Here is a 24,909-nt window from a genome sequence, read left to right on the forward strand (position 1 = left end):
TCTACCGTTCATGACAGACCAATGCAGAATTCGCTGGTTCGCCGCGGCCAACCGAGCCTTGGCAACCATTTCCGAGGCTCGGTTGCGGTTTTGAAATCAAGCGGCTTCTTGCATTGCGCGTTCGTTGACACCGCTTTCGCCGAGCTTGGAAAGCGCTTCGTCGGTCGCGACCTCTTCCTTGAGAGTTGCCCTGAGCAGCTCGACAACGTCGCTCTTGCCGAGTTCTTCCGCCCACGCGATCAAAGTGCCGTAGCGAGCGATCTCGTAATGCTCGACGGCTTGCGCCGCACCGACAAGCCCGGCGTCGAGCGCGGGAGCACCGTTATACTCCTCGAGCATTTCCGAGCCCTCTTCGATGATTCCGTCAATCGCCGGACAGGTTTTGCCGCGGGCCGGCTTGCCGAATTTCTCGAACACCTCTTCCAGGCGGTCGACATGTCCTTCGGTTTCCATGCGGTGTTTCTCGAAGGCGGCGGTCACTTCTTCCGACTCCGCGCCCTTGGCCATTTTAGGCAGCGCTTTCAGTATCTTCTTCTCGGCGTAGTAGAGGTCTTTGAGCCCGTCGAGGAACAGATCCTCAAGGCCCTTGCTTGCCGCCTTCGCGGCCTTTTTCGTGGTCGCCATGATCCTCTCCCGAATGGTTGGTGCCGCCTCGCAAAGTAGAGGCGTCCCATAACCCTCCGACGGGAAACAAGTTCCCTGACGGTCCGGGAGCTTTGAAAATTTTTCCGACCCGCCGTGTAGTGTCGCAAGGGGCCTCGACCTGCGGCAGCAATCGGCCAGGAAAGCGCCGTCAGCGCTCGCCGATATGCTCGACCAGGCGGGTATATTCGGCCTCGGCCAGGCCGTAGCCGCCATCCGCCAGTGCGACGAGACCATCGCGATCGCGAATGATAATTTCGCCGCGGCGGGACCGGATGAGCCCTCGCCCCTCGAGCAGCTGCAGCGCGACCGTGACACCCGGACGCCTTACGCCAAGCATGATTGACAGGAATTCATGAGTGATCGTCAGCCGGCCGCCGTCCACCCGATCGTCACACATGAGCAGCCAGCGCGCCAGCCGGTCTTCAAGTTTCGATCGCGCGTTGACCAGCGCGGTATAGCCGGTCTGGACATGCAGATATTGCACGTAGCGCAGCAAGAACAGCCGCAGCGTCGGGCTTTGCGTCAGCGCCGCCTTGAACGGCTCGGCGTCGATCCTGGCGGCTTCTCCCGCCAGCTGCACATAGCAATCATGGACCGTACGGTCGTCGCCCATTATCAGGGCCGAGCCGGTCATACCTTCCAAGCCGACAAGGCCAACTTCCGCATCGCTGCCGTTCGGCATTTTCGCAACCACCGAACCGATGCCGTCCTCGAGGAAATAAATGGCCTCGATCGGCGATCCGGACACTTCGAGCGATTGCCGTAACTCCAGTGAACAGCGCTCGATGTGCGGCTCGAGAGATGCGAAATCGCCGGCGCTCATCCGGAGCAACAGCTTGTTTCTGTATAGATTTCTATTGGAAATTGCTGGATCAGACATAGCTGGCCCCAAAACAGGGCAAGAGCTTTTTTATCTCCCAGCCGTCCGCGCCCGGTATAACCTGCGGACGATAACGCTCATATAGGCACTGAAAGGTATGGAGCCTACTAAATAAAAAAATGAATCGATGCACGACAGTTTCTCCTGCCGCTTGCCTACGAAAACATCCGACTGAAAGTTAGAGTTGGAAACGTACCAAAGACGGTTTGGTACGAAAACGACAATTGAGGTCACCGGACGCGAAAGAGCCCGTCGCGAGGGATGCAACGGGCTCCATTCGGGCGTCGTGGGCTACGCCCAATGATCCAAATGAGGGGTGGGTTGGATCGCAGCAACAATGCAGGTGCAAGGCAGTCGTTCCCAAACTGTCTGCTTGGTAATTTCCGTACATTGAGTTTGGACGAGAGCGGCGCTAATTGAATTGGAGTCGTCCACACAGGCACGGCGAGTGGACGCTTGAAAGACGCTTCGCGCTTTCGCCCTTTTCAAGGGAGGATGGGATGCCGATGCAAGGTGCAGCAACTCCAGCCGAACTGAGCGTGCTGAGAAAAGCGCTCGACGACTGCTGCCGCGAGTTGGGTGTTGCGGACGACAGTCCTGTCCGCGAGCGGTTGGCAGCCCGTATCATGTCGCTGTTCAACGAGGGTGTGCTCAACGCCGATCTGAAAGAAGCGCTGGCCGCCGATCGCCAACAATAAGCTGCTGCTATGGTGGCGTCCTCGGCGCCGAAAGGTTCGGCACCGAGTCGCCCTTTCTAGCCAGGGTCCCGGTTTGCCAAGGATCTTGGAAATCTAGTCTTTTCACGACAAAACGCCCGGCGCTAATTACCAAGCGGCAGGCGTTTTTGTCGCGAGCGTGACACTAACGCGTGTCGCGTTTGGCCGGCCTCATGCGACGCGCTTACTTCCTGTTTTATGCATGTCGCTATCACAAAACCGCTGCACACTTTTGCGCGACATGCATTAAATGCGCCCAAGCAGGACCAGGATAATGACGATAAGCAGCACCAGGCCGAGGCCGCCACCACCGTAATAGCCGGTGCCATAGAACGGTCCGCCGCCCAAGCCGCTGAAGCCGCCAAGCAAGGCAAGGACCAAGATTATGATGAGAATGGTTCCAAGGCCCATGATGTCTGCTCTCCTTGTTTGCGCTGCCGCCATTCGCATCAGCGCGTCGCATTGTACAAAGGTATGAACTCGCAAGAAGCATTCCTGTTCCGGCGGAACGGTAAGGCGTACGCTCATACGGCGAGCAAAATGCCGGGCTGTGCCGTTAGAAAAGTCCACAGAAGCATGCCCGCGGAGAATGGCATGGCGGCCGCCTTGAACACCTGAGAACATGCTGAATTTCATGGGGAATTTGTCGGAACCTTCGCCCGCCCGAACGGTTGTTTTCGTAGTCGCAACGCGACGACCCTCGTAAAAAGGAGAAGCATCATGCTCACAAAAATTCTCGCAGCTTCGGCGCTTACGATCGGTCTGGCCACGTCAGCGATGGCCCAGAACGTCGGCGACCCGTCCGGAGCCGCTGCCGACGGTAGCGGGCGGACGGTCGTAGTCCCGGATAATGGCGGCCCTGACACCGGCACGGATTCGACCATCACCAATAGCATTCGCGATTTCTCAACGACGAATTCGAATGCCGACCGGAATTGCCCGCCGGGCCCGCAGGGGGCTCTGCCCGATGCGACCGGCAAGGCTCCGGGCACGATGGCGCCGACGGTGAACGACAACCACTGCGGCAAGTAAGCGCCCGGTCATCACAGCCTGACGAGGCCGCGGAGCATAAGCTCCGCGGCCGGCTGGTTTTGCCGTAAAATCAGCCTAGCGGCCGCGGTGGTCGAAGCTGACCGCGATATCCCGACCGTCCAGCGCCCGAACGATGAAGCCAACCAGCTCCTCGTCGGTTTGCGGGAACCGGGGAAAGCGTTTGCGCAAATCGGCTATGACGACGGTGGTCGAGAGAATGTCGCCGGAATGATAGTCGGCCATGATGGTATGAACGGCAGCGTCGGTGTCAATACCGATTCCTAGCGGCGACTTGATCTGCCCCACGGAAGCCTCCACCCATCTCTCTCCCAGCCAACGATAGCAAGACTGCCGCAAAGCGAAAGAGCTTGTACGATTCCGTACGATCTCGTGGCTTGCGTTGCACTTTGCAGGACGCAGCCGGCGTCTTTTGTTTTGCGTTTCCAAACCATTGTTTGGCGTGGCGGCAGCTGTGGCCGCCACGACCAGGCAACCTCGCCGCAGCTTGCGCGTTGAGCCAGCGGAGGGATGACATCAGCCTCGGAGAACCCCCATGAAAACCCTTCTATCCATCACTGCGGCAGCGATGATGGCCGGCGCACCTTTGGCTGCTTTTGCCCAATCGGCGACGCTGACGCCTCTAACGACCGACACCATGAGCAAGGTTGACACCGCAACGTTCGTCAAGACCGTGCCCATCGCCAATACATTCGAAATCGAATCGAGCCGACTTGCGCAGACGCAGGCGACTGCCGACGACGTGAAGGCATTCGCGGCGCAAATGGTCACGGACCACACCAAGGCCGGCGAGGACTTCAAGGCGGCGCTCAGCAAGGGTCAGACGACTTCGGCCACCGCGCCAGCCGGCCCGTCGCTGGACACCAAGCACCAGGCGCTGCTCGACCAACTCAAGGAGGCCAGCGGGGACAGCTTCCAATCGAAATATATCGACATGCAGACCCAGGCGCATAAGGAAGCGGTGGCGCTGTTTTCCGCTTACGCGAATTCCGGCGACGATCCGGCGATGAAGGAGTTTGCCAAGAAGACGCTGCCGGTGCTGCAAATGCACGAACGTCATGTCAAGGACCTCGCTGCCGCGCATCAATGAGAGCGAAGAGTGCCTTTTGCAAACGAAAGGCCGCCCCACACACGGCCTGTGTGACGCGGCTGTCGTCCGGCGACACGGCCGGGAACAAAGCACCGAGAGTGTCGTTATTTATCCGGCTTGTTCGGGGAGGATCCAATGGAAGGCGGCATTCGCGGGGCCTCAAGGATAGTAGCGCCGGCTTTCGGCGCCGTCCTGGTCGCCGCTGTCACAGGCTGAAATCGCTTTCCGAACGGGACAGGCTGCCTTCATGCGCTACGGCGAGATATTTGCAAATGTTACGGCTCTCATGTTGCTGGCCTTGATGATTGGCGGCGTCTTCGTCCTGTTTGGAGACCCGCTGTGGCCGCGGCACTACGCGAGAATGGTGCTGGTTACGGATATCGATGCCATGACCACCGCGTCAGTCCGAACAAGCTGCGTGCCCAGTCCCTGCCTGCCCGACACCATCGATCACACCGTGCTCACTCCTCGCCCCGAGGACGGACCTTGATTTGCGATTTGCAGACGCTCGAGCCGGGTACGGAAAAGCCCGCCGCCCGAGCTGCGCGGCGGGCCTTTTTGGTGCATCAACCCACGGTAGACCGTCTGGCCACGACTAGGTCAGGATAATCACGATCTTGTAGGTATTCGGGTCGACGATGACGATCCGGCCGTCGGCGAGCACGAAATACTCATAGCCTTCGTAAGCCGGAACGATCTTGACGATGCGCGCCGGCAGGCGATGCAGCCGGACCTTCTTTCGCGGAACCTCGACACCGACAGAGATGTCGAAATCGACGCTGGAAACCGGTTGGACGTTCGTCTCCTTGATGACCTGCGTGATCTCCGTCTTCTGTTCAACGGTCACATTGTTGATGGAAGCGGTCGAACTCTGGTCTTGCGTCTGCGTCGAGGCATTGCCCTGAGTCTGCTCGGTGGTCGTGGTCCCAGTCTTGCCCTGAGCCTGCTCCTCGGTCTTCATTTTCGTGTTGCCTTGGGCCTGCTCGGTGGTGGTGGTTCCGGCCTTGCCCTGGGCTTGCTGATCGGTCTTCATCTTTGTGTTGCCCTGGGCCTGCTGGTCAGTCGTGGCGCCAGCCTTGCCCTGGGCTTGCTGGTCAGTCGTTGCGCCGGCCTTGCCTTTGGCTTGCTCATCGGTCTTCAGCTTCTTGTTGCCTTGCGCCTGTTGATCAGTTGCAGCGCCGGCCTTGCCCTGAGCCTGCTCGCCCATCTTGGCGCCGTTCTGGCAATTGGCAGTGCCGGCTGCACAATTGGCGCCGGACTGGTCGTCGGTCGACTGCTGCGTCTGGGCAAGTGCAGCCCCGCAGCTGACGCTGATTGCTAGCATGCTGGTGATCAGAACGCCCTTCATGAGAGATCTCCTTGGAAAACGCGTCCCTTCACCGCGCAAAACTGCGGCTAAAAAACTTTGTTCCAAAATAATGGAGCGAAACGGCAAGCGATCCGAGTGGCGGAACAAGCTCCACCTGATGACGTTACCGGCCTATAGCGACCCCGCTGCGAACAGCATGACGCGGCGCAGCGCAGAGGTGGCTCACGACGAAAGGAGACGATCATGAGAATGCATCTTTCGGCCGCCGCGGCTGGGTTCTTGCTGCTTGCGGGTGTTGGCGCCGCTGCCGCTCAGGACGTGATCATCGAACCGCAGCAGGAGACGATCGTACGCGAGTATGTGAAAAAGCAGCCTCTGGCGTCCGTCCAGCTTCCCGGCGTGGAGCTCAATGTCGGCTCGACCCTGCCCGATACCGTCGAGCTTCATGAGGTTCCCGACGTCAAATACCGCTACGTCGTCGTCGACAATCGGACCGTCCTGGTCGATCCTGGCACGCGCAGGATTGTAAAGGTCATCGAGTGAGCAAGCGCGTCGCTTTGAAGGGACATGCGGCGCGTCCAGCATTGTCGAATCCCACACTGCTGCCCGTGTTGGGCATTCGGACGCAGAAAGGCCCGCCGCTTCGAAGCACGGCGGGCCTCGTAGCGGAGACGACGTCCGGACAATTTCTGAACCAGCATTGGCTTAGAACGCATGATCCCAGCACGCCCTGTGCTCGCCAGGCCCGTAACTTTGAGAGAATATTCCTGGCTTCGCATTTCGCGGGAAATACGGTGCTTTGATCCGATGGTCAGCATTCCCGATGATGCCGGCAAGGCTTGGCACTCCGCCTGGCCGCAACGACTTCAGAACCGACGGGATAGATCATGTCTTGGAATACCAACACTTTGCTCTCATTTCTCTCCGCAAGTATAAACCGGCGCGCCGGTCTGGCTGTACTTTTCGCGTCGGCGGTTGCGATTGTCGGCCTTGCTGCGCCGTCGTTCGCCGAAGACAAGACGGCGGTCAAGGTCGGCATCATGAGCGGCGAGGACGAGGATGTGTGGCGCGTCGTCACCGCCCAGGCGGCGGAGAGGGGGCTGACGATCGAGACCGTGGTGTTCAACGACTACACCCAGCCGAATGAAGCACTCGAGCGTGGCGAAATCGACGCCAACGCCTTCCAGCACAAGCCCTATCTCGACAACCAGATCAAGACGCAGGGCTATCACATCGTCCCGGTCGGCTATACCGGGGTCTGGCCGATCGGCCTCTATTCCAAGAAGTACACGAAGATTGCCGACCTGCCCGAAGGCGCCGTCATTGGCGTGCCGAACGACCCGTCCAATGAGGGCCGCGCACTGCGCGTTCTGCAGAGCGAAGGTCTGATCAAGCTCAGGGAAGGCACCGGCATTCTGGCGACGACCACCGACATTGCCGAAAACCCGAAGAAATTGGTCGTCAAGGAGCTGGACGCCGGCATTGTCGGGCGCTCGGTGGAAGACCTCGACGGGGCCGTGGTCAACACGGATTGGGCGCTTAAAAGCGGCCTCACACCGGAGAACCGCATCGCCCAGGAGGCGGTGGCCGACAATCCCTACCGCAACTTCATCGCGGTCAAGGCCGGCAATGAAAACCAGCCCTGGGTAAAGATATTGGTCGCCTCCTACCAGAACGAAAAGGTGAAGGCCGAATTCGACCGAGTCTACAAGGGAACCGGCATCAGCGCCTATTGATGCCGAGCTCGACTTGGCGCTGAAGCCCGGCATGATAAAGCGGTCCGCGCTCCAACGCGGACCGCGATCGCGTTTTGCGGGACACCAATACAGGAACTCTCATGAACCAGCATTTCGCCTCGGTCACCGAAGTCATGCATCCCGTCGGCAGCCGTTCCGCCGGACCGAACGACGTCGTGCGCCTCATCGAGCTGAAGCGCCGCTTCGGCGCGACAGCGGCGCTGGACGGCGTATCGCTCAGCGTGCGCCAGGGCGAGATCCTCGGCATCATCGGCCGGAGCGGCGCCGGCAAGTCGACGCTGATACGCTGCCTGAACGGCCTGGAGCGGCCGGATACAGGACAAGTCTTCATTGAAGGCCGCGACATCAGCCGGCTCGGCGAGCGCGAATTGCAACCGCTGCGCCGGCGTATCGGCATGATCTTCCAGCATTTCAACCTGCTGTCTGCCAAGACGGTCGAAGACAACGTAGCGCTGCCGCTCAAGATCGAAGGCCGGCCCAGGGCCGAACGCCTGGCGCGCGCTGCCGAGCTGCTCGAGCTCGTCGGCCTGTCGGAGAAGGCGAAAGCCTATCCGGCGTCGCTGTCGGGCGGGCAGAAGCAGCGCGTCGGCATTGCCCGGGCGCTTGCGGCGCGCCCGGCGCTGCTGCTGTCCGACGAAGCGACCTCGGCATTGGACCCGGAGACGACGCGCTCCATCCTCGCCTTGCTCAGGGATATCAACCGGCAGCTCGGCCTGACCATCCTGCTCATCACCCATGAGATGGAGGTGATCCGTTCGATCGCCGATCGTGTCGCGGTGATTGACGCTGGGCGGATCGTCGAGCAAGGGCCGGTGTGGTCGGTGTTTGCCGATCCGAAGTCGGCGATCACACAAAGCCTGCTCGGCGGCATCCGGCCGCAATTGCCGGCGGAGATCGCAAGCCGGCTAACGCAGAACGCCGGCCTGGAGGCGATCCTCAGGATCGACGTGGCGGGTGAGGCCGCCCGAAGCCCGCTTTTGTCCGATCTTGCCTCGGCAGTTCCCGGCTCGTTCCGCCTCGTGCATGGCGGCATCGATCACGTTCAGCAGCAGCCTGTCGGGACACTGTTCGTGGCGGTCGCCGGCAGCAATGAAGCTCACCTGGCAGAGGTGATCGCGTTCTTGAAAGCCCGCCAAGCGCGGGTGGAGGTGCTTGGCCATGTCGCCGGTTCTGTTTGAGCTTCTCGTCCGTTCGATCTGGGAAACGATCCTGATGACGGCCGCCTCCGGCCTCATCTCGCTGGTTTTCGGGCTGCCGCTCGGCCTGGCGCTGGTCGCCACCGACCGCGGCGGTATCGCCGAAAACCTGTGGGTGAACCGCGCGCTCGGAGCGGTCATCAACGGCTTCCGCTCGGTGCCTTTCATCATCCTGCTGGTTGCGCTGATCCCGGTGACGCGGCTGATCGTCGGCACCTCGATCGGCACCTGGGCAGCGATTGTGCCGCTGTCGATCGCGGCGACGCCCTACTATGCGCGGATCGCCGAAGTGTCGCTGCGCGAGGTCGACCACGGGCTGATCGAGGCAGCACGCGCCATGGGCGGCAACCGCTGGACGATCATTCGCGAGGTGCTGGTGCCGGAAGCGTTGCCCGGCATCGTTGCCGGCTTCACGGTGACGCTGGTGACGCTGATCGGCGCCTCGGCCATGGCCGGTGCCATCGGCGCCGGCGGTCTCGGCGACCTCGCCATCCGCTACGGCTACCAGCGCTTCGAGACATCCGTCATGATCGCCGTTGTCATTGTGCTGATCATCCTGGTCTGCGGCATCCAGTGGGCCGGCGACCGGCTGGTCGCGAGGCTGGACCACAGAGCGTGACCGGCGAAACGCGGCCAATCCACGCCTTTAATTTCCGGGAAAGTTCAGATTGTTCTCGATGGTCTCGCTCGCCCAAGCGAGCTTTTCGCGATCGTCGGGGCGCAAGGGAGCCTCGACCGCGACGGTGAACAAGTGCCAGGCGAGACTGTCGGATAGAAGCCATGTGGTGACCTGTTCGCTGAAGATCACCTGCCCCTTATCGAGTGTCTTGATGTTGCCGGTAATCAAGTCCGCACAGTGCAACATGGCCTCGGGGTAAGGGCTATCACGCCATGCCGCTAATGCAGCTGCTACATCCATTCCGGCAAGCACTATGCCCTCCAGCCAGGGAACCGCGTTCCCTTCATCGGGATGTATGGTCATCGCTTTTCGCCAGGCAACCTGAAACAGCACCTCGACAGCCTGCTGTTCTTCCAACGGCCAATCGCGCCAGGAGGTCCTTTCGAGCTTTGCGGCAATCACGTTGGCGTCGAACCCCATCGAAGGTTCGCCTTGGATGGCAAGTTCAAGCACTCTCGGCAGAAAGTGCCGGTAGTCATCGACGTCGCCGACCGTCCATATGGCCGATCCGGCATAGGCGCCGAGGTTTTCACCACTGAGCTCCCGAAGCGGACCACTGGATACTCCCCGAAAGATCGATTCCAAATCCTTGTACGGCGAGCCATGCAGGTGGCGGGGCGATGGATAAGACGCGAAAGCGGCATAGACGCGTTCGACTGCGTGGGCCAGTTCGGACGAGAGATCAGCCTCCAGGGGATTTGGATTGCTCATCCGCTACGACTCCGAACAGGTCTCTGGCTTGCTCTGCGGTATAGTAGCCGAGCTTGACATCCCGAGCGACCAATTGCGGATCGCGCTGCAACGGATCGCCGTAGCCGCCGCCGCCAGGCGTGCCGACGCACACGCGGTCGCCTGTCTTCAGCGCGATGTCCTGCTCCTTGGACAGATGCGGCGGCACATGTTCCTTGCCGTCGCGGAACACGGTGACCGTGTTGACCGCGCCGTCCTTGCCGCCGAGCACGCCTTGCGGGCCGAACCGGCCGTGATCCATGACGAAGGAGGCGCGGGCGTCGCCGCGCAGGATCTCGACCTCATAGGCGAGGCCAAAACCGCCGCGATGCTTGCCGGCGCCGCCCGAGCCTTCGCGCAAGGCATAGTGGCGGTAGAGCACCGGGAAGGCCTGCTCCATGATTTCGACCGGCGGCGACTTGGAGATGCCTATGGTCGAGCAGCCATTGGTCAGGCCGTCGTGACCGGCATTGCCGCCATACCCGCCCCCGGAGATCTGATACATGACATAATCGCGGCCGCGGGCCGGATCGTTGCCGCCGAGCGCGAAATTGCCGCTGGAGCCGGCGGGGGCCGCCGTCACCTTGTCCGGCAGCGCCTGCACCATCGCCGCGAACACCGCTTCAGCAATGCGCTGCGAAACCTCGGCCGCGCAGCCCGATACCGGGCGCGGATATTTGGCGTCGAGGAAGGTGCCTTCCGGCCGCTTGACGATCAGCGGCTCGAAGGCGCCGGCGCTGATCGGCACGTCGGGGAAAATGTGCCGCATGGCGAGATAGACCGAGGACAAGGTCGTCGCCAGCACGCTGTTCATCGGCCCAGCGCAGGGCTTTGACGAACCGGAGAAGTCGAAGCTGAGCGTGTCGCCCTGTTTTTCGACGGCCAGCGCGATAGTCAGCGGCTCGTTGACCACGCCGTCGGAATCAACAAAAGCCTGCGACCGGTAAATGCCGTCGGGAATGGCTGATATGTTCGCGCGCATCTGTTCGGCGGCGCGGCGGCGCAGTTCGGCGATCGCATCGACGACCGTTTCATCTCCGTAACGATCCAGGATTCCGTTCAGTCGGTCTTGACCGATCAGCAGTGCCGCCGCCTGCGCCCGGATGTCGCCGATGCGCTGGTCGGCAACCCTGATGTTCGAGCAGATGATGGCGTAGATCTCAGGGTCGAGCACGCCCTTCTTGAACAGTTTCACCGGCGGCAGTCGCAAGCCTTCCTGCTCGACCGCTGTTGCCGAGGCGGAAAAGCCGCCCGGCACCGAACCGCCGATGTCGGGCCAGTGGCCGGTGTTCGACAGCCAGCAGAATATCCTGCCGTCGCGGTAGACCGGCATGGCGAAGCGCACATCCATCAGGTGGGTGCCGCCGAGATAGGGATCGTTGACGATGTAGATATCGCCCGGCTCGGGCGGCAGGCAGCGTCCGTCGGCGATCATCTCGATCACGGTTTTGGTCGAATACTGCATGACGCCGACGAACACCGGCAGGCCCTGGCTGCCTTGCGCGATCAGCGAACCATCGAGCGCTGAATAGATGCCATCCGAACGGTCATTGGCCTCGGCGATGACAGGCGAGAACGCGGCGCGCGAAAACGTCAGGTCCATTTCGTCGCAGACTTGCTGTAGCGCCGCCTGGATGACTGAAAGGGTGATGGCGTCGAGTTTTTCCATCTCAGGCCTCGCCGATATCGATGATGATGTTGCCGTCGGCATCCGATCGCGCCCGGTCGCCGGGCTCCAGCACAGTCGTCGCGTCCATCTGTTCGAGGATCGCCGGACCTTCGATTGTTGCGTCGAGCGGCAACTTCTCTCTGCTGTAGACCGGCGTGTCGTACCAGCGCCCGCCATACCAGACAGGCCGGATCTCGCGCCGCGCCTCTTCGAGCGTTTTGGCGCGCCCAGCCGGGTCGATCAGCCGGGACAGATCGATTGCCGGCCGCACGCCGGTGACCGAGGTGTTGAGGTTGACCAGATTGGCGCGGATTTCCGGCAACTGGACCTTGAAGCGGGCGAAATAGGCCTTCTCGAACAGGTGCTGCAGTCCCTCGCGTGTCACCGCAGACGACGGCAGCGGCACGTTGATGATATGCGTCTGGCCGACGAACTGCATGTCGGCGGAATGCGTGACGCGGATCATTTCCGGCTTCACCGCCTCCTTGCCGATCAGCTCCTCGCCTTCGTTTCGGTGCCGTTCCAATGTCTCATGGAGCTGGGTTTCATCGAGACTGGGCACCGACTGATTGACCGTGTTGACGAAATCATGGCGCAGATCGGCGACGACGCAGCCGAGAGCATTGGTGATGCCTGGCCGCGCCGGCACCAGCACTTTCGGCAGGCCTAGTTCGCGCGCCAATGCCGTCGCATGCAGCGGCCCGGCGCCGCCGAAGGCGAACAGCGCGAAATCGCGCGGGTCGTGGCCGCGCGACACCGAGACCATGCGGATGGCGCCGGCCATCTTCACGTTGCCGAGCCGCAGCACCGCACCCGCCGCCTCGACGCCGGACAAGCCTGTGGCGCGGCCGATCCTGTCCTCGAATATGCCGGTGACCCGTTCGACGGTGACCGGGTTTTCCACCGCGAGCAGCTTCTTCGGCGCCAGCCTGCCGAGCACCAGATTGGCGTCGGTGATGGTCGGCTCCAAGCCGCCGCGTCCGTAGCATATCGGGCCGGGATTGGCGCCGGCGCTTTCCGGGCCGATCTGGATCAGGCCTGCCGCATCGACGTGGGCGATCGAGCCGCCGCCGGCGCCGACCGTATGCACCGCCACCATCGGCACGTGGATCGGCATCGCATACTCGATCTCGATCTCGTTCGACACCGCCGGCTCGGCGTTGCGGATCAGCGCCACGTCGGTCGAGGTGCCGCCCATGTCATAGGTGACCAGGTTTTCGAAGCCGGCGCGTTTTCCCGTATAGGCGGCAGCAATGACGCCGGAAGCGGGGCCGGACATGACAGTCTTGGCCGACTCACGTGTGACAAAGCGGGCCGAGATCATGCCGCCATTGCCGTTCATGATCAGGAAGTCGCGGGCGTAGCCTTTTGACGCCAGCTCCTTGCGCAGCCGCTCGACATAGCGTTCGAGGATCGGTTGCACCGAAGCGTTGACCGAAGCGGTGACGCCGCGCTCGAATTCGCGCGCTTCCGAAAGCAGCGCATGGCCTGTCGTGATGTAGCCGTTCGGCCAAAGCTCGGCCGCGATCTCGGCGGCACGCCGCTCATGCCTCGGGTTGGCGTAGGAATGCAGGAAATGGATGACGAGGGATTCGCAGCCGGCCGCGATCAGTTGTGAAATCGCTGCCCGCATCTCGGCCTCGTCGAGCGGGATGCGCACCGCGCCCGAGGCCTCGACCCGCTCCGACACTTCGAGCCGCAGATTGCGCGGAATGATCGGCACGAACGTGCCTGTCATGCCATAGGCTTGCGGCCGTGTCCGCCGGCCAAGCTCGATAACGTCACGAAAGCCGCGCGTGGTGATCATGCCGGTCTTGGCCAGCCGGCGCTCCAGGACCGCGTTGGTGGTGGTCGTCGTGCCGTGCACGATGAGGTCGATGCCGTCGACCGGAAATCCGGTGGCGCCAAGCGCCGAAACGACACCGAACGCCTGGTTGTCGACTGTCGTCGGGGTCTTGGCGATGTGCACCCGGCCGCCGTCACGGCCGTCGATCAGAAGCAGGTCGGTAAAGGTGCCGCCGACATCGATACCGGCGACGACGCTGCCCGTCGAATCCAGAGCTTGCGCCGAAAAATTCTGTCCCATTGTCGAAACCCGAAATGCCCGAACTGCCTACATGCCTTAGTTTGGAAAGCTGTTTTACGGCGGCGTCTTGACGCAAATATCGTTTGTATACTAATAAATTCCGGACACAAGAGCTTACCGCTTCGGAGTGTGCAAACGGCACGCTGGAATCTGACCGGTTCGGGCGCGCAGGTGAGGATTTGGCGCGGCCGCTGAGCTGGCCCGGAAGGTTAGGTTTGATGAACACCACATCCGCGTTCAACACTGCTGGCGCCCGGCCGTTGCAGTTCCCGATACCGGCCAATGTCTATGCCGAAACCGTCGTCTCGGTGAAGCATTATACCGACCGGCTGTTTTCGTTCCGCATCACCCGGCCGCAATCGCTGCGCTTCCGTTCCGGCGAGTTCGTCATGATCGGCCTGCCCAATGCCGAGAAGCCGGTGTTCCGCGCCTATTCGATCGCCAGCCCTGCCTGGGACGACGAACTCGAATTCTTCTCGATCAAAGTGCCGGACGGCCCGCTCACTTCGGAGCTGCAGAAGATCGAGATCGGCGACACCGTTATCATGCGGCAGAAGTCGACCGGCACGCTGGTGGTCGACGCGCTGACGCCGGCCAAGCGCCTGTTCATGATCTCGACAGGCACCGGCATCGCGCCCTTCGCCAGCCTGCTGCGCGATCCCGATACCTATGAGAAGTTCGAGCAGGTTATCCTGACCCATACCTGCCGCGACAATGCCGAGCTCACCTACGGCCAGGAGCTGGTGGCCGCACTGGAGAACGACCCGCTGATCGGCGAACTGACCGGCGGCCGCGTCACGCTCTACAATTCGACGACGCGCGAGACCTCCGAGCGCATGGGCCGCATTACCGCGCTGATCGGCTCGGGCAAATTCTACAGCGATCTCGACATCGACAAGCTCAATCCCGAGACCGACCGCATCATGATCTGCGGCTCGATGCATATGCTCAAGGACGTCAAGGAACTGGCCGAAAGCCTCGGCTTCCAGGAAGGCTCGCTGCACCATCCGGCAAGCTTCGTCGTCGAGCGCGCCTTCGTCGGCTGAGACGCGGCAGTTCAGAGTCTACTGGTTTGCGAACCTGATTTTGACCATACGGTCAAAAATCGGCTGCCTTGACTGTCTTTTTCCGCTATGACCGCTTGAAGGACTCGTGAAGCGCTGCTTCACGGTCTATCTTCGGCATAACTCGCTGAACAAGGGGCAGGAGATGAGCAGCACAATCCGCGAAACCGATCTCGGCACGTCCAAGATCACGCCGCTGCCGGCGCGCGCCGCGGCCAATGCACCAATCCCGCAAGCCCATGGCATTGCTCGCAATCCCGGCATGAGGCTCGATCTCGGCTTCATGGAATCGATGCGCGGCGTCAACCGCTCGGCGCTGGAACGCCGCGTCGCCAGCCTGACCAAAAGACGCTCGATCAAGGCCGATAACCAGGCCGCCTGGCTGCTGCGCGCCGTCGCCTGCATGGACCTGACGACGCTGAACTCGAACGACACGGAAGAGCGCGTGCGCCGGCTTTGTGCCAAGGCGGTCAACCCGTTCCGTCGCGACATTGCCGAGGGGCTCGGCATTACTGGTGAAAAGATCCGCCCGGCGGCGGTCTGCGTCTATCATCCCTTCGTCGCCACTGCCGTCGAAGCGCTGCGCGGCAGCGGCGTCCATGTCGCCGCCGTTTCCACGGCTTTCCCGCATGGCCTTGCACCGCTTTCGACACGTCTGCAGGAGATCGAAGCATCGGTAAGGGACGGCGCCGACGAGATCGACGTCGTCATCCCGCGCGGCCTGGTATTCGGGGCGAAATGGCAGGAGCTCTATAACGAGATTGTCTCGATGCGCGCCGCTTGCGGCGAGGCCCATCTGAAGGTGATCCTCGGCACCGGCGACCTCGCGACGCTGCGCAACGTCATGCTCGCCTCGATGGTGGCAATGATGGCGGGTGCAGATTTCATCAAGACCTCGACCGGCAAGGAAAGCGTCAACGCGACGCTGCCGGTCGGCCTTGCCATGGTGCGCGCCATCCGCGCCTATTTCGAGGAAACCGGCTATCTCATCGGCTTCAAGCCGGCCGGCGGCATTTCCACGGCAAAAGCCTCGCTCGACTGGCTGGTGCTGATGAAGGAAGAGCTGGGCCGGCCGTGGCTGGAGCCGGAGCTGTTCCGCTTCGGAGTATCGAGCCTTTTGACCGATATCGAGCGCCAGCTCGAGCATCATCTGACCGGCCACTACTCGGCCAATCATCGCCACGCGATGGCGTGATTCGGAGCGCGCCATGAACATTCTCGAACGCTATCACGCCATGGAATACGGCCCGGCGCCGGAGGCGCGCAGCGAGGCCGATGCGTGGCTTGCCGCGTGGGATTTCGGCAAAGCGCTGTTTATCGGCGGCGACTGGAAGGCAGCCAGCGGAGGCAAAACCTTCGACACCAGCGATCCGTCCTCGAGAAAGCTGCTGGCCAAGGTGTCGGATGCCGGTGCCGCCGATATCGACGCGGCGGTTTCGGCCGCCACAAAAGCGCTGCCGAAATGGAGCGCCAGCACTGGTTATCAACGCGCCAAAGTGCTCTACGCCATCGGCCGCGCCATGCAGCGCCACCAACGGCTGTTCGCGGTGCTGGAATCGATCGACAATGGCAAGCCGATCCGCGAAAGCCGCGACATCGACGTGCCGCTGGCCATCCGCCATTTCATCCATCATGCCGGCTGGGCGCAAGCGCTGGACAGGGATTTTCCAGGCCATAAGGGGGTCGGCGTCGTCGGCCAGATCATCCCGTGGAACTTCCCGCTCTTGATGCTGGCCTGGAAGATCGCGCCGGCGCTCGCCGCCGGCTGCACCGTGGTGCTGAAGCCAGCCGAATTCACGCCGCTCACCGCGATCCTGTTCGCCGAGATCTGTGAACGATCTGGCGTGCCGAAGGGCGTCGTCAACATCGTCCAGGGCGGGCCGGAAGCGGGTGGGGCAATCGTCAATCATCCCGGCATCCAGAAGATTGCCTTCACCGGTTCGTCCGAGGTCGGCAAGATCATCCGCAAAGCCACCGCCGGTTCGGGCAAGAAACTGTCGCTGGAGCTTGGCGGCAAGTCGGCATTCGTCGTTTTCGAGGATGCCGACCTCGACAGCGCCGTCGAGGGTCTGGTCGACGGTATCTGGTTCAACCAAGGCCAGGTGTGCTGTGCCGGCTCGCGCCTTCTGGTGCAGGAAGGCATCGCCGATGCCTTCATCGCCAAGGTCAAGACGCGGATGAGCCGGCTGCGCGTCGGCAGCCCGCTCGACAAGAACACCGATATCGGCCCGCTGGTCGACTTGACTCAGCTCGATCGCGTCAAGGGCCTGATCGCCGAGGGCGCCAAGCAGGGCGCGATCTGCTGGCAGCCGGACTCGGCGCTGCCCTCCTCGGGCTATTACCATCTGCCAACGCTGGCGACAGGTGTTTCGCCGGCTAACATTCTGGCACAGGAAGAGGTGTTCGGGCCGGTGCTCGCCACCATGACCTTTCGCAACACCGAGGAAGCGGTCGAGCTCGCCAACAACACGCGCTATGGCCTGGCTGCTTCGGTGTGGAGCGAGAACATCAATCTTGCCCTGCACGTCGCGCCGCAATTGAAGGCCGGCGTCGTCTGGGTCAACGGCACCAATATGTTCGACGCCTCCTGCGGCTTCGGCGGCTACCGCGAGAGCGGCTTTGGCCGCGAAGGCGGGCGCGAGGGCATGTTCGAATATCTCTCGGCAAAACTGCCGCTCGGCCCGATCATCAAACCGGCAACGTCTTCGGCGCAACCTGTCGAGCAGGCCGAAGGCGATGCCATCGACCGCACGGCAAAGCTGTTCATCGGCGGCAAGCAGGTCCGGCCGGACGGCAATTATTCCTTCGCCGTCGCCACCGCCAAGGGCAAGCTTGCCAGCGAGGTCGGTCTCGGCAACCGCAAGGATATCCGCGACGCCGTCGCGGCCGCGCGCGCCTGCAAGGCCTGGCCGGAGGCGACCGCCCACAACCGCAGCCAAGTGCTCTACTACCTGGGCGAAAATCTGTCCGGCCGCGCCGACGAGTTTGCCGCCCGTTTGACCCAGCTCACCGGCGCGACCGCCAAGGCGGCGCGTGACGAGGTCGAGCTGTCGATCGAGCGCCTGTTCCTCTATGCCGGCTTGGCCGACAAATTCGAGGGCCGCGTCCACCAGCCGCCGGCCCGCGCCGTCACGCTGGCACTGCACGAACCGGTCGGGGTCGTCGGTATCGTCGCGTCGGACAACGCGCCTCTGCTTGGCCTGATCTCGCTGGTGGCGCCGGCGCTTGCCATGGGCAACACGGTAGTCGCAGTGCCATCCGAAAAATACCCGCTGCTTGCCACCGACCTCTACCAGGTCATCGAATATTCCGACGTTCCGGCAGGCGCCATCAATATCGTCACCGGCCGTAGCGCCGAGCTTGCCGGCGTATTGGCCAAGCATGACGATGTCGACGGGCTCTGGGTGTTCGCCGACGCCGAGACTTGCGCCAAGGCCGAGGCCGAGTCCATCGGCAATCTCAAACGCGTCTGGACCGGCAACGGCCACAGCCTCGACTGGCCCTCGAACGAAGCAGCCGGCGATGCCTTGCTGCGCCGTGCGATCGAGGTCAAGAACGTCTGGGTGCCCTACGGCGACTGAGTGTCCCGGAGGGACGTCCGGGCTTGACGGGCCAACAAATGTTCTTTACCGAGAAAAAACATTTGGTTGGCAGGGCGAATATCGAAACAGGCGGGATGGTACTGCCCGGCTGGCACATTGCGCCCCGGCCTTGTGCCGGTAAAAAGCCGAACGATCACAGACGGGCGAGGAGAGAAGCATGGCGGATCTGACAGGCAAGATCGTTGTCGTCACGGCGGCGGCGCAAGGCATCGGCCGGGCAAGTGCGCTGGCTTTCGCCAAGGCCGGCGCGGTCGTCCATGCCACCGACATCAACGAGGTGGTGCTCGCCGACCTCGGCAAGACGCCCGGTATCAAGACCCGCAAGCTCGACGTGCTGAACGACGAGGCGGTGAACGCCGCTTTTGCCGAGATCGGCGCCGTGGACGTGCTGTTCAATTGCGCCGGCTTCGTCCATTCCGGCTCGATCCTCGAGATGAAGGACGGCGATCTCGACTTTGCCTATGATCTCAATGTCCGCTCGATGATCCGCACCATCCGCGCCGTGCTGCCCGGCATGCTGGAGCGCGGCGACGGCTCGATCATCAACATGGCATCGCTGGCCAGTTCGACCAAGGGCGTGCCGAACCGCTTCGTATATGGCCTAACCAAGGCAGCCGTCATCGGCCTGACCAAGTCGGTCGCCGCCGACTATGTCGGCAAGGGCATACGCTGCAATGCGATCTGTCCGGGCACGGTCGAAAGCCCGTCGCTGCAGGACCGCATGCATGCGCAGGGCGACTACGAAGCAGCTCGCGCCGCCTTCATCGCCCGCCAGCCGATGGGCCGGCTCGGCACGCCCGAGGAAATCGCCGATCTCGCCGTCTATCTGGCCGGCGCCACCTATACGTCGGGGCAAGCTTATAATATCGACGGTGGCTGGTCGATCTAAGAGGCCATTTGAAAACCCTACTCCGCCGGGCGCCTGACGCGGCTTTCTGCGCTTCCGGTGCTCACGTACTTTAAGTACGCTCCGCTCCGGTTCTCGAAACCCACGCCATTCGCCGCAGCGGAGCGAGTTTGCAAACGGCCTCTGGTCGCAACTGGGAGAAAACTGCATGAAACTGCTGCGCTATGGCGAGGCGGGGAGCGAACGCCCCGGCCTGCTCGATGCCGATGGAACGATCCGCGACCTCTCCGCCCATGTCACCGACATTGCCGGCAAGGCACTTGACCCGGCATCGCTCGAGACATTGTCGAAGCTCGACACGAAGACGCTGCCGGCGGTTTCCGGCAAGCCGCGGATCGGCGCCTGCGTCGCCGGCACCGGCAAATTCATCTGCATCGGTCTCAACTATTCCGACCACGCCGCCGAAACCGGCGCCACCGTGCCGCCGGAGCCGATCATCTTCATGAAGGCAAGCTCGGCTATTGTCGGGCCGAACGACGACGTGCTGATCCCGCGCGGCTCGGTGAAGACCGACTGGGAGGTCGAGCTCGGCGTGGTGATCGGCAAGACTGCAAAGTATGTCACCGAGGCCGAGGCGCTGGATTATGTCGCCGGCTATTGCGTCGCGCACGACGTCTCCGAGCGCGCCTTCCAGGCCGAGCGCCAGGGCCAGTGGACCAAGGGCAAGTCCTGCGACACGTTCGGGCCGATCGGCCCGTGGCTGGTGACCAAGGACGAGGTCAAGGACCCGCAGAACATCCCGATGTGGCTGACGGTCAACGGCAAGACGATGCAGAACGGCTCGACCAAGACCATGGTCTTCGGCGTCGCTTATCTCGTCTCCTATCTCAGCCAGTTCATGTCGCTGCACCCGGGCGACATCATCTCGACCGGCACGCCGCCCGGCGTCGGCCTCGGCATGAAGCCGCCGGTCTTCCTGAAGCCCGGCGACGTGGTCGAGCTCGGTATCGAGGGGCTGGGCATCCAGAAGCAGACGTTCAAGGCGGATGCGTAGGCGCTCTTCCTTCTCCCCTTGTGGGAGAAGGTGGATCGGCGCGCAGCGCCGAGACGGATGAGGGGTGCTGGAAGAAACGCGACGAGAAAACATCGAAGGATTTCCGTCGCTTACGCCTTCAGCGTAGCGATCGTCCAACACCCCTCATCCGACCGAGCTTCGCTCGGCCACCTTCTCCCACAAGGGGAGAAGGGGAGTCGGCGCCTGCGCTACTTCAGCACCTTCCCATCGGCTCCAAACCGGTATGTCTTTGCCGGATCCGGCGTCGCATAGAGCGTGGCACCAGGTTCGGCGTTATAGACGCCGAAGATGCGCACTGTGATCAAGCCGGCCTTCTCGCAGTCGAGATAGAGGTTGGTGTCGGCGCCAAGGTGCTCGGCATGGACGACCGTGCCTTTCCAGGCGCCGGATCTGGGATCGACCGTCAAATGTTCGGGACGGACGCCGATGGTCTTTGCCGTTTCGCCAAGCCTGGCGCCGTCGACGAAATTCATCTTCGGTGAGCCGATGAAGCCGGCGACGAATTCATTTGCCGGCGAATTGTAAAGCTCCATCGGTCCGCCGATCTGCTCGATCTTTCCCGCGTTCAGCACGACGATCTTGTCGGCCAGCGTCATCGCCTCGACCTGGTCGTGGGTGACATAGATCATCGTGGCCTTCAGCCGGCGATGCAATTGCGCGATCTCCAGCCTGGTGTTGACGCGCAGCGCGGCATCGAGGTTGGACAGGGGCTCGTCGAACAGAAAAAGCTTGGGCTCGCGCACCACGGCGCGGCCGATGGCGACGCGCTGGCGCTGACCGCCGGAAAGCTCGGCCGGCCGCCTCGAGAGGTAGGGCTCCAGCGACAGCATCGACGAGGCGATGCCGATGCGGCGGTCGATCTCGGCCGCCGGCGTGCCCGCCTGCTTGAGGCCGAGGCCCATGTTGTTCTTCACCGTCAGATGCGGATAGAGCGCATAGGTCTGGAACACCATGGCGATACCGCGCTTGGCCGGCGGCGTTGCGGAGACGTCCGCACCGTCGATCACCACGCGGCCCGAGGTCGAGTCCTCCAGCCCGGCAATGACCCTGAGCAGCGTCGACTTCCCGCAGCCAGATGGACCGACGAAGACGACGAACTCGCCATCCGTCACCTCGAGGTTGATGCCCTTCAGCACCTCGACCGGCCCGAAGGCCTTTTTCACGTTCTCGATGTTCAGCGAGCCCACGGCGTCGTCCCTGTTCTAGAGTTTCACGGCGAGGCCGCTGCGCACGCTCTCGTCTGCGGCAAGGCAGACGGCGAGCGACTTCACCGCGTCGTCCATGTGACGGGTCAAGTCCAGATCCTCGCGGACCGCCTTCAGCACAAACGCCTGTTCCAGGTCGCAAAGGTCCTGATGGCCGGGCTCGCCTTGCATCGACAGCATCTCGTCCGGTTTGGCGAATTTGCCGTCGGCTCCGGTCGCCGCGCTGTGCAGGCGGATGGTCGAGGTCTTGGTGTGGGTGTCGATGTCGTCGGACCTGACACCCTCCTTCATGACGATCGACACGCAGCCATTGGGCGAGATCACGTCTTTCACGAAGAAAGCCGTCTCCGAAATCATCGGCCCCCAGCCGGCCTCGTACCAGCCGACCGAACCGTCGTCGAACAGCACCTGCAGATGACCGTAATTGTACATCGACGGCGCGATCTCGTCGCTCAGCCTCAGTCCCATGCCGCGCACCTCGACTGGTCTGGCGTCGGTGATCTGCAGCATCACGTCGAGATAATGCACGCCGCAGTCGACGATCGGCGACGTCGTCTGCATCAGCTGCTTGTGCGTCTCCCAGGTATGTCCGGAGGATTGCTGGTTGAGGTTCATGCGGAACACGTAAGGGCCGCCGAGCTTCCGCGCCTCGGCAATCAGCCTGATCCAGGACGGATGGTGGCGCAGGATATAGCCGATCACCAGTTTTTTGCCGTTGGCCTTGGCGGCGGCGACGACGCGCTCTGCATCTGCGACGGTGGTTGCCAGCGGCTTTTCGAGGAAGACGTGGCAGCCGGCCTCGAACGCCTTGACGGCATAGTCAGCATGGCTGTCGGAATAGGTGGCGATGCAGGCGACATCGGGCTTTTCGTCGCGTAGCGCCTCGTCGAAGGAACGCCGGATGGCGTAGGTCGAAAGCCCTTCCGGCAGCGGCACATCGGAGCGGTTGACCAGCGCGGCGATCTGGAATCCCGGATTGGTGTGATACGCCAACGCATGGCTGCGCCCCATATTGCCGAGGCCGGCGATGACAACGCGAAGGGGTTGGTCCATTTCAGTTTGCCTTTAGTAGAGCGCGGGCTTTCAGGTCCATCCTAATACTCGATCCATACTCACTGGCGATCTGCAGAGCAGCCTTTTCGCTTTCACAACGTGCCAGAAGTCCGAACCCGTATGTATCGACTCCCTCTTTGATCAGAGAAGACCTCCGGTCGTCCGGCAACGGACGGTCCAGATCCAGCGCCTCGGTGAATGCCTTGGATTGCTCGCTAACCATCAGGGAGTTGACACGCCAGATGATATGACAGTTGTATTCCTTCGGTCGACGCTCGATCCCGAACCGAGTCAGCCAGACAGCTGCATTGAGATAGAACTGCGGTCCCCAGGCAGACTTCTGAAGGTTAAGCAGACAGACCGTTTCCGGCCATTCGCGATAATAGTTTGTGTTGCGAACGCCGCGGAATCTGTGGCGGGTTGCCGACTCGGTGAGGCCTCGAATGATCGCGTCCCGACCCTCACTCACTTGACGGCCCCCGAAGTGATGCCGCGGATCAGCTGCCGCGAGAAGATGACGTAGAGGATCAGCACCGGCATGATCGCCAGCGACAGTGCCGCCAGGATGGCGTTCCAGTTGGTGACGAACTGGCCGAGGAACAATTGCGCGCCGAGCGTCACTGTCTTGGTCTCCTCCGACGGCGCCAGGATCAGCGGGAACCACAGATCGTTCCAGATCGGGATCATGGTGAAGACCGCGACCGTCGCCATCGATGGGCGCACCAGCGGCAGCACCAGCCGGAAAAAGATGGTGTATTCGGACAGGCCGTCGATCCTGCCCGCATTCTTCAGATCGTCCGAGACCTGCTTCATGAATTCCGACAGGATGAAGACGGCAAGCGGCAGGCCCTGCGCCGTGTAGACCAGGATCAGCGCCGTCAGCGTGTTGACCAGCCCGCTCGCCACCATCAATTGCAGGATGGCGACGGTGGCAAGGCGGATCGGGATCATGATGCCGAGCGCCAGATAGAGCCCCATCAGCGAATTGCCGCGGAAGCGGTATTCCGACAGCGAGAAAGCCGCCATGGCGCCGAACAAAAGCACGAAGAACAGCGAGGCGACGGTGACGACAAGGCTGTTCTGGAAATAGTGGATGAAATCGCCCTGGCCGATCACCGTCGTGTAGCCGATCAGGTCGAAGGTACCTGGCGTCGGCGGCGTCAGCGGCGCGCCGAAAATCCCTGCGCGTGATTTGAACGAATTCATGATCACGAGGATGACCGGAAACAGCGCGATTGCGGTGTAGGTCAGAAGGATCGCATGCGCGCCGATGGTGCGGGGCAGCGAGCGGGTTGCCGTGCTCATGTGGCGCCTCAGAACTGGTAGCGACGCAGGCGCGTCTGCACGAGGAACAGGTAGACGCAGACGCCGCCCAGGATGATCAGGAACATCATCGTGGCGATCGCCGCGCCCATGTTGGGATCGCCGACCTGCAGCTGGAAACCGAAGAAGGCGCGGTAGAGGAAGGTGCCGAGAATATCGGTTGAATAGTTCGGCCCGGCCAGCGCCCCTTGCGCGGTGTAGATCAGGTCGAAAGCGTTGAAATTGCCGACGAAGGTCAGGATCGAGATGATGCCGATCGACGGCAGGATGAGCGGCAGCTTGATCTTCCAGAACTGCGCCATCCCGGTGATGCCGTCGCATTCGGCTGCTTCGATCACCTCTTCGGGAATGGACAGCAGTGCCGCATAGATCAGCATCATCGGGATGCCGACGAACTGCCAGACCGAGATCAGGCTGAGCGCGGTCAGCGCATATTGCGCCTTGCCGAGCCAGGGCGTGAACAGGCTTTTCAGGCCGACCAGGTCCATCATATGCGGCGCCACGCCCCATAGCGGCGACAGAATCAGCTTCCAGGCGAAGCCGACAATGACGAAGGACAGGATCGTCGGCACGAAGATCGCCGTGCGGTAGAAGGCGGAAAACCGCAGCCTAGGGCTGGACAGAAGTGCGGCCAAAAGGACGCCGATCGGGTTCTGCACCAGCATGTGGATGATGAAGAACCAGACATTGTTCCTGAGCGCGTTCCAGAAATTGACCGACCAGTTGGGATCACCGAACAGCATGCGGAAATTTTCCAGTCCGACGAAGACCTGCGACTGATTGATGTTGCGGAACAGCGACAGCTGCAGCGTGCCGGCCAGCGGCAGGATCATGATCGCCGTATAGACCAGCACTGCCGGCGCCAGGAAAACGCCGATATGCCAACGGAACGGTCTTTTCGGTGCTGCGGCCATGCGTTCGGTCCCCGCCGATC

Annotated in this window: 26 protein-coding genes; 13 read left to right on the plus strand and 13 right to left on the minus strand. The window is 62.2% G+C overall.

Going from position 1 to position 24,909, the window contains the following annotated elements; genetic code table 11:
• Positions 1 to 96: 96 nt before the first annotated feature.
• Both NKJ55_RS09015 and NKJ55_RS09020 read right to left on the minus strand, forming a co-directional pair.
• Positions 97 to 624 (minus strand): YciE/YciF ferroxidase family protein, encoded by a 528-nt coding sequence (locus NKJ55_RS09015; RefSeq protein ID WP_254815759.1) that lies wholly within the window; start codon positions 622 to 624, stop codon positions 97 to 99.
• Positions 625 to 793: 169 nt separating this feature from the next.
• Positions 794 to 1,468 (minus strand): Crp/Fnr family transcriptional regulator, encoded by a 675-nt coding sequence (locus NKJ55_RS09020; protein WP_502894902.1) that lies wholly within the window; start codon positions 1,466 to 1,468, stop codon positions 794 to 796.
• 557 nt (positions 1,469 to 2,025) lie between these two features.
• Between NKJ55_RS09020 and NKJ55_RS09025 the strand changes: the two genes are divergently transcribed.
• On the plus strand, positions 2,026 to 2,223 hold the full coding sequence (locus tag NKJ55_RS09025) for a hypothetical protein (protein ID WP_352449586.1): 198 nt from the start codon (positions 2,026 to 2,028) through the stop codon (positions 2,221 to 2,223).
• Between the two features lie 264 nt (positions 2,224 to 2,487).
• On the opposite strand, the gene NKJ55_RS09030 is transcribed toward NKJ55_RS09025, so the two are convergent.
• Positions 2,488 to 2,652 carry a DUF3309 family protein gene (locus tag NKJ55_RS09030; RefSeq protein ID WP_023677107.1) on the minus strand — a complete coding sequence of 55 codons (165 nt, stop codon included), beginning with the start codon at positions 2,650 to 2,652 and terminating at the stop codon, positions 2,488 to 2,490.
• Between the two features lie 309 nt (positions 2,653 to 2,961).
• On the opposite strand from NKJ55_RS09030, the gene NKJ55_RS09035 reads away from it, so the two are divergent.
• The gene (locus NKJ55_RS09035) at positions 2,962 to 3,273 is read left to right on the plus strand and encodes a hypothetical protein (RefSeq protein ID WP_023720549.1); all 312 of its coding nucleotides are present in this window, start codon (positions 2,962 to 2,964) and stop codon (positions 3,271 to 3,273) included.
• A gap of 75 nt (positions 3,274 to 3,348) precedes the next feature.
• Here NKJ55_RS09035 and NKJ55_RS09040 read toward each other — a convergent pair whose 3' ends face one another.
• Positions 3,349 to 3,579 carry a hypothetical protein gene (locus NKJ55_RS09040; protein WP_352449587.1) on the minus strand — a complete coding sequence of 77 codons (231 nt, stop codon included), beginning with the start codon at positions 3,577 to 3,579 and terminating at the stop codon, positions 3,349 to 3,351.
• A gap of 247 nt (positions 3,580 to 3,826) precedes the next feature.
• Here NKJ55_RS09040 and NKJ55_RS09045 point away from each other — a divergent pair, with 247 nt between their 5' ends.
• Together NKJ55_RS09045 and NKJ55_RS09050 are read left to right on the plus strand one after the other, a co-directional pair.
• Complete coding sequence (locus tag NKJ55_RS09045) at positions 3,827 to 4,381, plus strand: DUF4142 domain-containing protein (protein WP_352449588.1); 555 nt, start codon at positions 3,827 to 3,829, stop codon at positions 4,379 to 4,381.
• A gap of 247 nt (positions 4,382 to 4,628) precedes the next feature.
• A complete protein-coding gene (locus NKJ55_RS09050) occupies positions 4,629 to 4,871 on the plus strand; it encodes a polymerase (protein WP_352449589.1) in 243 nt (80 codons plus the stop codon).
• A gap of 105 nt (positions 4,872 to 4,976) precedes the next feature.
• Here NKJ55_RS09050 and NKJ55_RS09055 read toward each other — a convergent pair whose 3' ends face one another.
• Positions 4,977 to 5,729: a DUF1236 domain-containing protein gene (locus NKJ55_RS09055; RefSeq protein WP_352449590.1), complete on the minus strand. Its 753-nt coding sequence runs from the start codon at positions 5,727 to 5,729 to the stop codon at positions 4,977 to 4,979.
• A gap of 204 nt (positions 5,730 to 5,933) precedes the next feature.
• Between NKJ55_RS09055 and NKJ55_RS09060 the strand changes: the two genes are divergently transcribed.
• The 4 genes from NKJ55_RS09060 (at position 5,934) to NKJ55_RS09075 (ending at position 9,262) form a co-directional block, all read left to right on the plus strand.
• On the plus strand, positions 5,934 to 6,233 hold the full coding sequence (locus NKJ55_RS09060) for a DUF1236 domain-containing protein (RefSeq protein WP_352449591.1): 300 nt from the start codon (positions 5,934 to 5,936) through the stop codon (positions 6,231 to 6,233).
• Positions 6,234 to 6,577: 344 nt separating this feature from the next.
• Positions 6,578 to 7,426 carry a MetQ/NlpA family lipoprotein gene (locus NKJ55_RS09065; RefSeq protein ID WP_352449592.1) on the plus strand — a complete coding sequence of 283 codons (849 nt, stop codon included), beginning with the start codon at positions 6,578 to 6,580 and terminating at the stop codon, positions 7,424 to 7,426.
• Between the two features lie 134 nt (positions 7,427 to 7,560).
• Complete coding sequence (locus NKJ55_RS09070; RefSeq protein WP_352449634.1) at positions 7,561 to 8,625, plus strand: methionine ABC transporter ATP-binding protein; 1,065 nt, start codon at positions 7,561 to 7,563, stop codon at positions 8,623 to 8,625.
• Entirely contained in the window at positions 8,606 to 9,262 is a 657-nt protein-coding gene (locus tag NKJ55_RS09075; RefSeq protein WP_352449593.1) for a methionine ABC transporter permease, read from the plus strand. The genes NKJ55_RS09070 and NKJ55_RS09075 overlap by 20 nt, the downstream gene beginning before the upstream one ends.
• 27 nt (positions 9,263 to 9,289) lie before the next feature.
• Here the strand turns inward: NKJ55_RS09075 and NKJ55_RS09080 are convergent, their stop codons facing one another.
• Genes NKJ55_RS09080 through NKJ55_RS09090 form a run of 3 tightly spaced genes read right to left on the minus strand, consistent with a single transcriptional unit; the run spans position 9,290 to position 13,806 of the window.
• The gene (locus NKJ55_RS09080) at positions 9,290 to 10,033 is read right to left on the minus strand and encodes a hypothetical protein (RefSeq protein ID WP_352449594.1); all 744 of its coding nucleotides are present in this window, start codon (positions 10,031 to 10,033) and stop codon (positions 9,290 to 9,292) included.
• Positions 10,005 to 11,720, minus strand: a complete 1,716-nt coding sequence (locus NKJ55_RS09085) for a hydantoinase B/oxoprolinase family protein (protein ID WP_352449595.1) — start codon at positions 11,718 to 11,720, stop codon at positions 10,005 to 10,007. Before NKJ55_RS09085 ends, NKJ55_RS09080 begins: the two co-directional genes overlap by 29 nt.
• Position 11,721: 1 nt before the next feature.
• Positions 11,722 to 13,806, minus strand: coding sequence for a hydantoinase/oxoprolinase family protein (locus NKJ55_RS09090; protein WP_352449596.1), 2,085 nt, complete (start codon positions 13,804 to 13,806; stop codon positions 11,722 to 11,724).
• Between the two features lie 218 nt (positions 13,807 to 14,024).
• On the opposite strand from NKJ55_RS09090, the gene NKJ55_RS09095 reads away from it, so the two are divergent.
• The 5 genes from NKJ55_RS09095 (at position 14,025) to NKJ55_RS09115 (ending at position 20,373) form a co-directional block, all read left to right on the plus strand.
• A complete protein-coding gene (locus NKJ55_RS09095) occupies positions 14,025 to 14,852 on the plus strand; it encodes a ferredoxin--NADP reductase (protein WP_352449597.1) in 828 nt (275 codons plus the stop codon).
• A 163-nt stretch (positions 14,853 to 15,015) separates the two neighbouring features.
• Positions 15,016 to 16,065: a deoxyribose-phosphate aldolase gene (gene deoC, locus NKJ55_RS09100; RefSeq protein WP_352449598.1), complete on the plus strand. Its 1,050-nt coding sequence runs from the start codon at positions 15,016 to 15,018 to the stop codon at positions 16,063 to 16,065.
• A 13-nt stretch (positions 16,066 to 16,078) separates the two neighbouring features.
• Positions 16,079 to 18,451, plus strand: coding sequence for an aldehyde dehydrogenase family protein (locus NKJ55_RS09105; RefSeq protein ID WP_352449599.1), 2,373 nt, complete (start codon positions 16,079 to 16,081; stop codon positions 18,449 to 18,451).
• A gap of 178 nt (positions 18,452 to 18,629) precedes the next feature.
• The gene (locus tag NKJ55_RS09110) at positions 18,630 to 19,361 is read left to right on the plus strand and encodes an SDR family oxidoreductase (RefSeq protein ID WP_254815741.1); all 732 of its coding nucleotides are present in this window, start codon (positions 18,630 to 18,632) and stop codon (positions 19,359 to 19,361) included.
• Between the two features lie 166 nt (positions 19,362 to 19,527).
• Entirely contained in the window at positions 19,528 to 20,373 is an 846-nt protein-coding gene (locus NKJ55_RS09115; RefSeq protein WP_352449600.1) for a fumarylacetoacetate hydrolase family protein, read from the plus strand.
• A gap of 209 nt (positions 20,374 to 20,582) precedes the next feature.
• Here the strand turns inward: NKJ55_RS09115 and NKJ55_RS09120 are convergent, their stop codons facing one another.
• The 5 genes from NKJ55_RS09120 to NKJ55_RS09140 are packed head-to-tail and all read right to left on the minus strand — an operon-like array spanning position 20,583 to position 24,889.
• Complete coding sequence (locus NKJ55_RS09120; RefSeq protein ID WP_352449601.1) at positions 20,583 to 21,581, minus strand: ABC transporter ATP-binding protein; 999 nt, start codon at positions 21,579 to 21,581, stop codon at positions 20,583 to 20,585.
• Between the two features lie 15 nt (positions 21,582 to 21,596).
• Positions 21,597 to 22,652, minus strand: coding sequence for a Gfo/Idh/MocA family protein (locus NKJ55_RS09125; RefSeq protein WP_352449602.1), 1,056 nt, complete (start codon positions 22,650 to 22,652; stop codon positions 21,597 to 21,599).
• A 1-nt stretch (position 22,653) separates the two neighbouring features.
• Positions 22,654 to 23,121 carry a DUF4304 domain-containing protein gene (locus NKJ55_RS09130; RefSeq protein WP_352449603.1) on the minus strand — a complete coding sequence of 156 codons (468 nt, stop codon included), beginning with the start codon at positions 23,119 to 23,121 and terminating at the stop codon, positions 22,654 to 22,656.
• Positions 23,118 to 23,957, minus strand: a complete 840-nt coding sequence (locus NKJ55_RS09135; protein ID WP_352449604.1) for a carbohydrate ABC transporter permease — start codon at positions 23,955 to 23,957, stop codon at positions 23,118 to 23,120. Before NKJ55_RS09135 ends, NKJ55_RS09130 begins: the two co-directional genes overlap by 4 nt.
• Positions 23,958 to 23,965: 8 nt before the next feature.
• Positions 23,966 to 24,889, minus strand: coding sequence for a carbohydrate ABC transporter permease (locus tag NKJ55_RS09140; RefSeq protein ID WP_352449605.1), 924 nt, complete (start codon positions 24,887 to 24,889; stop codon positions 23,966 to 23,968).
• Between the last annotated feature and the right edge of the window lie 20 nt (positions 24,890 to 24,909).

The organism is Mesorhizobium sp. M0106 (assembly GCF_040322715.1).
Classification (GTDB): domain Bacteria; phylum Pseudomonadota; class Alphaproteobacteria; order Rhizobiales; family Rhizobiaceae; genus Mesorhizobium.